The organism is Flavobacterium sp. (genome assembly GCF_043720215.1).
In the GTDB taxonomy this organism is placed as follows: domain Bacteria; phylum Bacteroidota; class Bacteroidia; order Flavobacteriales; family Flavobacteriaceae; genus Flavobacterium.
On record NZ_JAYSSZ010000292.1, the window covers coordinates 1 to 6,602 of the forward strand.

At 30.3% G+C, this 6,602-nt stretch carries 6 protein-coding genes and 1 pseudogene; 3 read left to right on the plus strand and 4 right to left on the minus strand.

The features are described 5' to 3' along the window. On the plus strand, positions 1-548 hold a 548-nt coding region (locus ACHZC3_RS12745), incomplete at its 5' end, for a radical SAM protein (RefSeq protein ID WP_394760253.1). A gap of 92 nt (positions 549-640) precedes the next feature. On the opposite strand, the gene ACHZC3_RS12750 is transcribed toward ACHZC3_RS12745, so the two are convergent. After that, on the minus strand, positions 641-1,024 hold the full coding sequence (locus tag ACHZC3_RS12750) for a DUF1573 domain-containing protein (RefSeq protein WP_394760254.1): 384 nt from the start codon (positions 1,022-1,024) through the stop codon (positions 641-643). Between the two features lie 177 nt (positions 1,025-1,201). Between ACHZC3_RS12750 and ACHZC3_RS12755 the strand changes: the two genes are divergently transcribed. Continuing rightward, on the plus strand, positions 1,202-2,461 hold the full coding sequence (locus ACHZC3_RS12755; protein WP_394760255.1) for a sensor histidine kinase: 1,260 nt from the start codon (positions 1,202-1,204) through the stop codon (positions 2,459-2,461). Beyond that, positions 2,461-3,147 carry a response regulator transcription factor gene (locus ACHZC3_RS12760; protein WP_394760256.1) on the plus strand — a complete coding sequence of 229 codons (687 nt, stop codon included), beginning with the start codon at positions 2,461-2,463 and terminating at the stop codon, positions 3,145-3,147. Before ACHZC3_RS12755 ends, ACHZC3_RS12760 begins: the two co-directional genes overlap by 1 nt. 8 nt (positions 3,148-3,155) lie before the next feature. On the opposite strand, the gene ACHZC3_RS12765 is transcribed toward ACHZC3_RS12760, so the two are convergent. The 3 genes and pseudogenes from ACHZC3_RS12765 to ACHZC3_RS12775 form a co-directional block, all read right to left on the minus strand. Further along, positions 3,156-5,279, minus strand: a complete 2,124-nt coding sequence (locus tag ACHZC3_RS12765; RefSeq protein ID WP_394760257.1) for a response regulator — start codon at positions 5,277-5,279, stop codon at positions 3,156-3,158. A gap of 82 nt (positions 5,280-5,361) precedes the next feature. Beyond that, a complete protein-coding gene (locus ACHZC3_RS12770; RefSeq protein WP_394760258.1) occupies positions 5,362-6,243 on the minus strand; it encodes a hypothetical protein in 882 nt (293 codons plus the stop codon). Continuing rightward, positions 6,234-6,434 (minus strand): annotated as a pseudogene (locus tag ACHZC3_RS12775) (response regulator); the annotation flags it as partial. The gene ACHZC3_RS12770 and the pseudogene ACHZC3_RS12775, both read right to left, overlap by 10 nt. Positions 6,435-6,602 lie beyond the last annotated feature (168 nt).

The window sequence follows — 6,602 nt, forward strand, 5'->3', positions numbered from 1 at the left end:
ATATTCCGTTGCAACACATTTCAGATTCTATCTTGAAATCTATGAAACGTGGAACTACAAGAGAAAAAACGACTAAATTATTGAAAGATTTCCGTGCAGCTGTTCCCGGAATGGCAATTCGAACTACACTAATAGTTGGATATCCTGGAGAAACAGAAGAAGATTTCGAGATTCTGAAAGAATTTGTACAAGAAATGAAATTTGACAGAATGGGTTGTTTTGCTTATTCTCACGAAGAAAACACTGGTGCTTACGAGTTAGTAGATGATGTTCCAGACGAAGTAAAACAAGCGCGTTCGTTAGAAATTATGGATTTGCAATCGCAAATTTCATGGGATTTGAACCAAGAGAAACTAGGACAAACTTTCCGTTGTATTATTGATAGAAAAGAAGGTGGTCATTTTGTGGGAAGAACCGAATTTGACAGTCCTGATGTAGATAATGAAGTACTTATAGATGCTACAAAACATTATGTGAAAACGGGTGAATTTGTAAATATAAAAATTATTGAAGCTACTGAGTTTGATTTGTATGGAGAACCAGCTTAGAAATATTAGATTTTAGAATTAAGATTTTAGATTAAAAACTCCGAAAACACAAAATGTTTCGGAGTTTTCTTTTTAAACTAATATAATTCCGTTTAACTCTGAGTCACGGCAGTTTTTACAGTTCCTTTTAGCGTTAAAACTTTCGGACTTGCATCGGCATTTGTGGTTACTGTTACCGTTTTTGTAAACGCCCCAACATTTGCCGCATTATAAGTTGCTGTTACAGTACCTGATTTCCCAGCTTTTATAGCTTCTTTTGTATATTCGGTAGCGGTACAGCCACAAGAACCTTGCACATTAGTAATAATTACATCTGATTTTCCAGTGTTTTTAAATTCGAAAATAATAGCTTTTGGTTTACCTTGTGGAATTTCGCCAACATCGATAGTTTCGCTTTTCCAAGTAATAGCTGTAACGCTTGCAAATGACATTAATCCTAATGTGAATGCTAAAAATGAGATTTTAATTGTGTTCATAATTTTAATTTTTTAATTGATTACTAAATTGGTTTGTCAAATTTGATACTTCAAAAGTAGCTGAGAAAAAGCTTGACTCTTGTTAACCAATTTCAAATGTTTGTTAATGACTTGTTAACAGTGATTTTGAATGTCTTTTTTGAGTAAATTTGAACAGATGAAAAATACAATTCACAATTGAAAACAAACAAATTAAATACCATTATAGTTCTTGGACTTATTGCTACTATTGGGATTCTTATAGCGCAATTGTTGTGGACAAAACAAGCATTTACACTCGAAGAAAAGAAGTTTTCGCAAAAAGCACATATCGCTTTGCTAGAAGTGGTAAAACATTTGTATGAAGGAACAAATCATGAATTACCTGTTGAAAACCCCATCAAGAAAATAGCAAATGATTATTATGTTGTAAATATTGACAATGATTTTGAGGCCGAGATTTTGGAGTTTTATTTGAAAGCAGAATTCAAAAAAGCAAACCTCAACACCGATTTTGAATATGCCATGTACAATTGCCAAAGTGACGAAATGGTATATGGGAATTATGTTTCGGCAACGAATAAAACACCTAAAAACGTTTCTGTTTATTTCCCAAAACACAAAAATCTTATTTATTATTTTTCGATTCGTTTTCCAAGTGAAACCTCATATCTGTTTAATTCATTACGTTTTTGGTTTATATTATCGATAGCATTAATTGTGGTTTTATTGGTTTATGTGTATTCAATTTACACGATTATTCAGCAAAAAAAATATTCTGAATTGCAACGCGATTTCATCAATAATATGACCCACGAATTTAAAACACCATTATCATCAATATTGATTGCTTCAAATTATTTGAAGCAACAAGAAAGCATTAAAACTGATGAAAGATTAGAAAAATATACTCAAATCATCATTAACCAAAGTAATAGACTAAACAATCATATCGAGAAGATCTTGAATATTGCAAAATGGGATAACATTCCTATGACGCTAGAAAAACAAAAACTAGAGCTTATTCCTATTCTTCATGAGGTTATTGAAAATATAAAACTAAAATATGAAACTGTTGATATTTCCATAAAAACTATTTTACCAACTGTCTTCATCAATGCTGATGAGTTTCATTTCTCTAATTTAGTTTATAATATTATTGAAAATGCGATAAAATACTCCGATGACAAACCTGGAATTATTATAAAAATTTCTATGACAAAAACTCATTTGTTATTGGAATTTATTGATAATGGCGCAGGAATTTTAGAAAAAAGCTTACCTTTTGTTTTTGATAAATTTTATCGAATTCCGAACAAAAAAAGTCATGAAATAAACGGTTTTGGTCTAGGATTATATTATGTGAAAAAAGTTTGTACTTTGCACGAATGGAAGGTTTTTATAAAAAATAATACTGAAAAAGGAATCACAGTTTCAATACAAATGCAATCTATATAATGGCTAATTTTAAAATACTTTATACTGAAGACGACGAAACTTTAGCTTTTTTGACCAAAGACAATTTGGAACAAAATCATTATACAATCACACATTGCAATGATGGAGAAGTTGCTTTAGAAACCTTCAAGAATAACACTTTTGATATTTGTATTCTTGATATTATGATGCCAAAAATAGATGGTTTCGAGTTGGCAACAGCTATTAGAAAATCTAATTCTGATATTCCCATCATATTTCTTTCTGCAAAAACACTTAAGGAAGATCGTATAAAAGGATTAAAACTTGGAGCCGATGATTACTTAGTAAAACCTTTTAGTATTGAAGAATTATTGCTAAAAATAGAAATTTTCTTAAAGCGTTCTCAGAAACAAAATAGTGTCGAAAAAAGCAATTATACCGTTGGCAAATATCAGTTTGACACTAAAAACTATATGATTTTTACTACTGATGAAAAAATAAAACTAACAGAAAGAGAATCGGAACTTTTGAAGCTGTTTTTAGATAATAAGAATGTTGTTTTGAAACGGGAAGAAATCTTAAAATCGCTTTGGGGCGACGACGATTACTTTATGGGAAGAAGCCTTGATGTTTTTATTTCTCGTTTGCGAAAAATATTGGCAAACGAAAATGGAATTTCCATAGAAAATTTGCACGGAATTGGGTTTAGGTTTTCAGTTACTTAATAAAATAATTAAGGTGTCGATAATTTATCGATCATCTGGTAAAGCAAATCTTTTTTTATAGGTTTTGAAATATATCCTGAAAATCCAGTTTTAAAAATTCTTTCTACTTCTTCACTTGACGTAAAAGCTGTTTGGGCAATAATAGGCAATTTGGGTCTCATTTTTTTTATGATTTCAAAAGCTTGATGACCTGATAGTTTTGGCATTTTTATATCCATTAGTATCAAATCTATATTATTGTTGTTTGATATTATTTCGACGGCTTTTTCGCCATCTTCTGCACGAATAATTTTGTAATTTTTTGTTTTTAGTATTTTTTCAATTAATAAAAAATTGAAATTATCATCTTCGGCAACTAAAATAGTTTCGACTAGTTCGGCTTTAGTTAAACCTTCGTCAAAAATATTTTCTTGATTTGGTAAATCCTTTTTATCTAATACTAAAGGAATAGAGAATTTGAAAGTAGAACTCACACCAAATTCAGATTCTATTGCAATTTGCCCACCCAATAATTGGATGTAAGCTTTTGTCAAAGTAAGTCCAAGACCTAAACCTCCACCTCTTATAGAATGGTCATTTTCTATTTTTATAAATCGCTTGAATATTTTTTCGAAATTCTCTTTTTCTATTCCTATTCCAGAATCGATAATGTAAAAATTTATCATCGAAGATTGAGTATCCATTTCGTAAAACAAAACAATTGTTCCTTTATCAGTAAATTTTACAGCATTAGAGAGTAAATTTCTAAGTATTTTTTCTACTTTTTCTTTATCGGATATGATTTTTTTAGAGAATCCGTTCTTAGATTTTTCGATTTTAATTTCTAATTGATTGCTTTTTGGAATCGTAGTTTTAACTTCATTTACTATGTTTTCTATGCATTCGTCTAGATTAAAATCGGAATATCTAATTTCAACTTGATTGGCATCTAGTTTAGACATTTCAATCAAGTCATCTATTATCAAAACTAAATTTTTTCCGCTTTTGTTAATTATCTTTCTGTATTCTGTTTCTTCTGCTTTCGAAATATCCTCATTATCTAACAAATCCGAAAAACCAATAATAGCATTCATTGGTGTTCTTATCTCGTGAGAAAGATTAGTCAAAAAAGCAGTTTTTAGTCTATCGCTTTCTTCTGCTTTTTGTTTAGATTTTTGCAATTGTACTTTTTGATTCTGATTTTGTTCAAAAAGTTTTCCTATATATCTAAATTCTCCTTTAATATTTTTTAGAGAATTAATAGCGCTTTCATCACTTCTTTCTAGTACTTTCTTTATTAATCTTATAGGCCTCTTAGCCCATTTTACTGCATAATAATGAAAAACCAGAATGGCAATTACAAATGCAATAGCTATTATGAATAAAATTCTTTTTGTTATACTAAAATCTACTTTATAAATTCGATTAAATAAGAGTCTTGAAATTGTTTTCCCATTGTAATCTTTTAAATCTACTAAACTATATACCAGTTTATCCTCTATTTTATTATTATTATTATTATTATTATAAAATCTTATTTCAGAACTACTGGTTTTTTCTAAGTTAGTAAAATAATTATTATCTAACAGCCTAACCATAAAAAAATAACCTGATGGCTTGTATTTATTCTTGAACGGATCGTCTGACGGGTTTATAGTTGCTCCATAAATTTCTGCAATACCTTCAGGGATTTTTAAATAAAATTTATCACTCTTTTTTTGGATTAGCTTAGCAAAAACTTCTTTTGGTATTATATTTTTTGTTTTAATTCTGGAGTCTGAAACACTGGTAATAAGATCACCATCTTTTGTATAAGCCGAAATGTAATTTATCTTATGAGTATCTAAAAGATTTGCTACAGATCTGTTAAACCAATTTAGATCTTTTGTTTTGGTAAACTTTACAAACTCGTCCCAATAGGTAATATCGTTTATAGTTGCCACATAAGATTCTGAATTTAAATCTATCAGCAAATTCATTTCATTTCTATATTGATTAACAAAACTGTTATAGATGTTTTTTTCTTGTCTTAATGTGTAATAATAAAGAGAAAAGAAAAGTATCGAAAAACCTACGGCCACTGTGGCTAACAGAAAAACAACTTTAGCGTAAGTTGTTGTATACAATACCCTTTTATTGAAAGTGAATTTCATAGAAATTTATTAATATTTAAATTTAACTAAATTTAGTTAGATTTTTAACATAAAATCAAAAAAAAAAAAAAAATGTTGTAAATTATTCATAACTAAGCCTTATGCCCAAAACAAAAAAGTTTTTACCAAATTGTTCTGTATTTTTAGTTGCTGCATTATGAGTGTAATTTATATAAATAGGTAAAGAAAATCCTCTACTTAATTCTAATTCTCGTGTAGCTTTTATACTCAAATTTACAAATGAAATTTTATCGTAATCACCAGCAGAATAATACTGTGCTTGGTTATTCAGCACTGCTCCTATTGCGGGTTCTAAATCAATATTTTGAAAGATTTTTTTAGATATTTTTGAAAACATATTTTCAAAGACATATCCTATTTCTGCATACGTTGTAAAATTTTGCCTTGGATTTTCTCCGTTTTCGTCATATCTAAAATCGTTTCCTGCAACAAATGCACTAATGGACACTTTGAGTGGTTTCCAAACATCAGAAAAATCAAACAATACATTAGCATCTACCGTTTTTACTCCATCGTTTCCATAATTAAAGAAGCTATTATCTATTCCTTCAATTTTTTCGACAGTTGGCCAATAATAATCGTAAACTTGAATTTTTAGAAATTTATTTATTTGATAAGTTATACTTAGATCTATTTCTTGATACCCATTTGTAGAAGAACCATCAAGAAAATAATAATCGTTTTTGAAGTTTGTTGTTGCCCAAAGACCAAAGGTTAATTTTTTTGATAACGCATAATTTATGGCAGGTTGTACAACAATGTCATTTCCTCCCCAAGATTGCCCTCTCCATATGTATCGGTTCATAACATCTAACGAGGCATCCCATCTTTTTTCTTTTTCTTGAGATATTGTATCTGCAATAATTTCTACTTCTTGCGAAAAACAATGAAAAGAAAATAGAAATAAGCTGAGTATAAAAAGTAGTTTTATTGTCATTTCCATTTTTTTGAATTAAAATCGCTTAAAACCTCATCAATAATTTCGAATAATTTTTCTTTATTTATCGGTTTTGTTATATAGTTCACAAAACCTGATTGCATTATCCTCTCCTGATCTTCCACAGATGAATAGGCCGTTTGAGCAATTACAGGAAGTTCTGGCTTAAATGTTTTAATTATCGCTAAAGCTTCATAACCACTTAGACCACGTGACGCTCGACGAGGCGGTCCGCAAGGACGCCGCCAGGCGCGCGGCGGTGGCCGACGCCCTGACGAAGGTCCCGGGCGTGCGCGAGGTCGACGCCTCGCGCGCCGACGCGGGCGTGCTCCTCATCGCGCTGGCCACCGCGGAGGCGGCCAAGG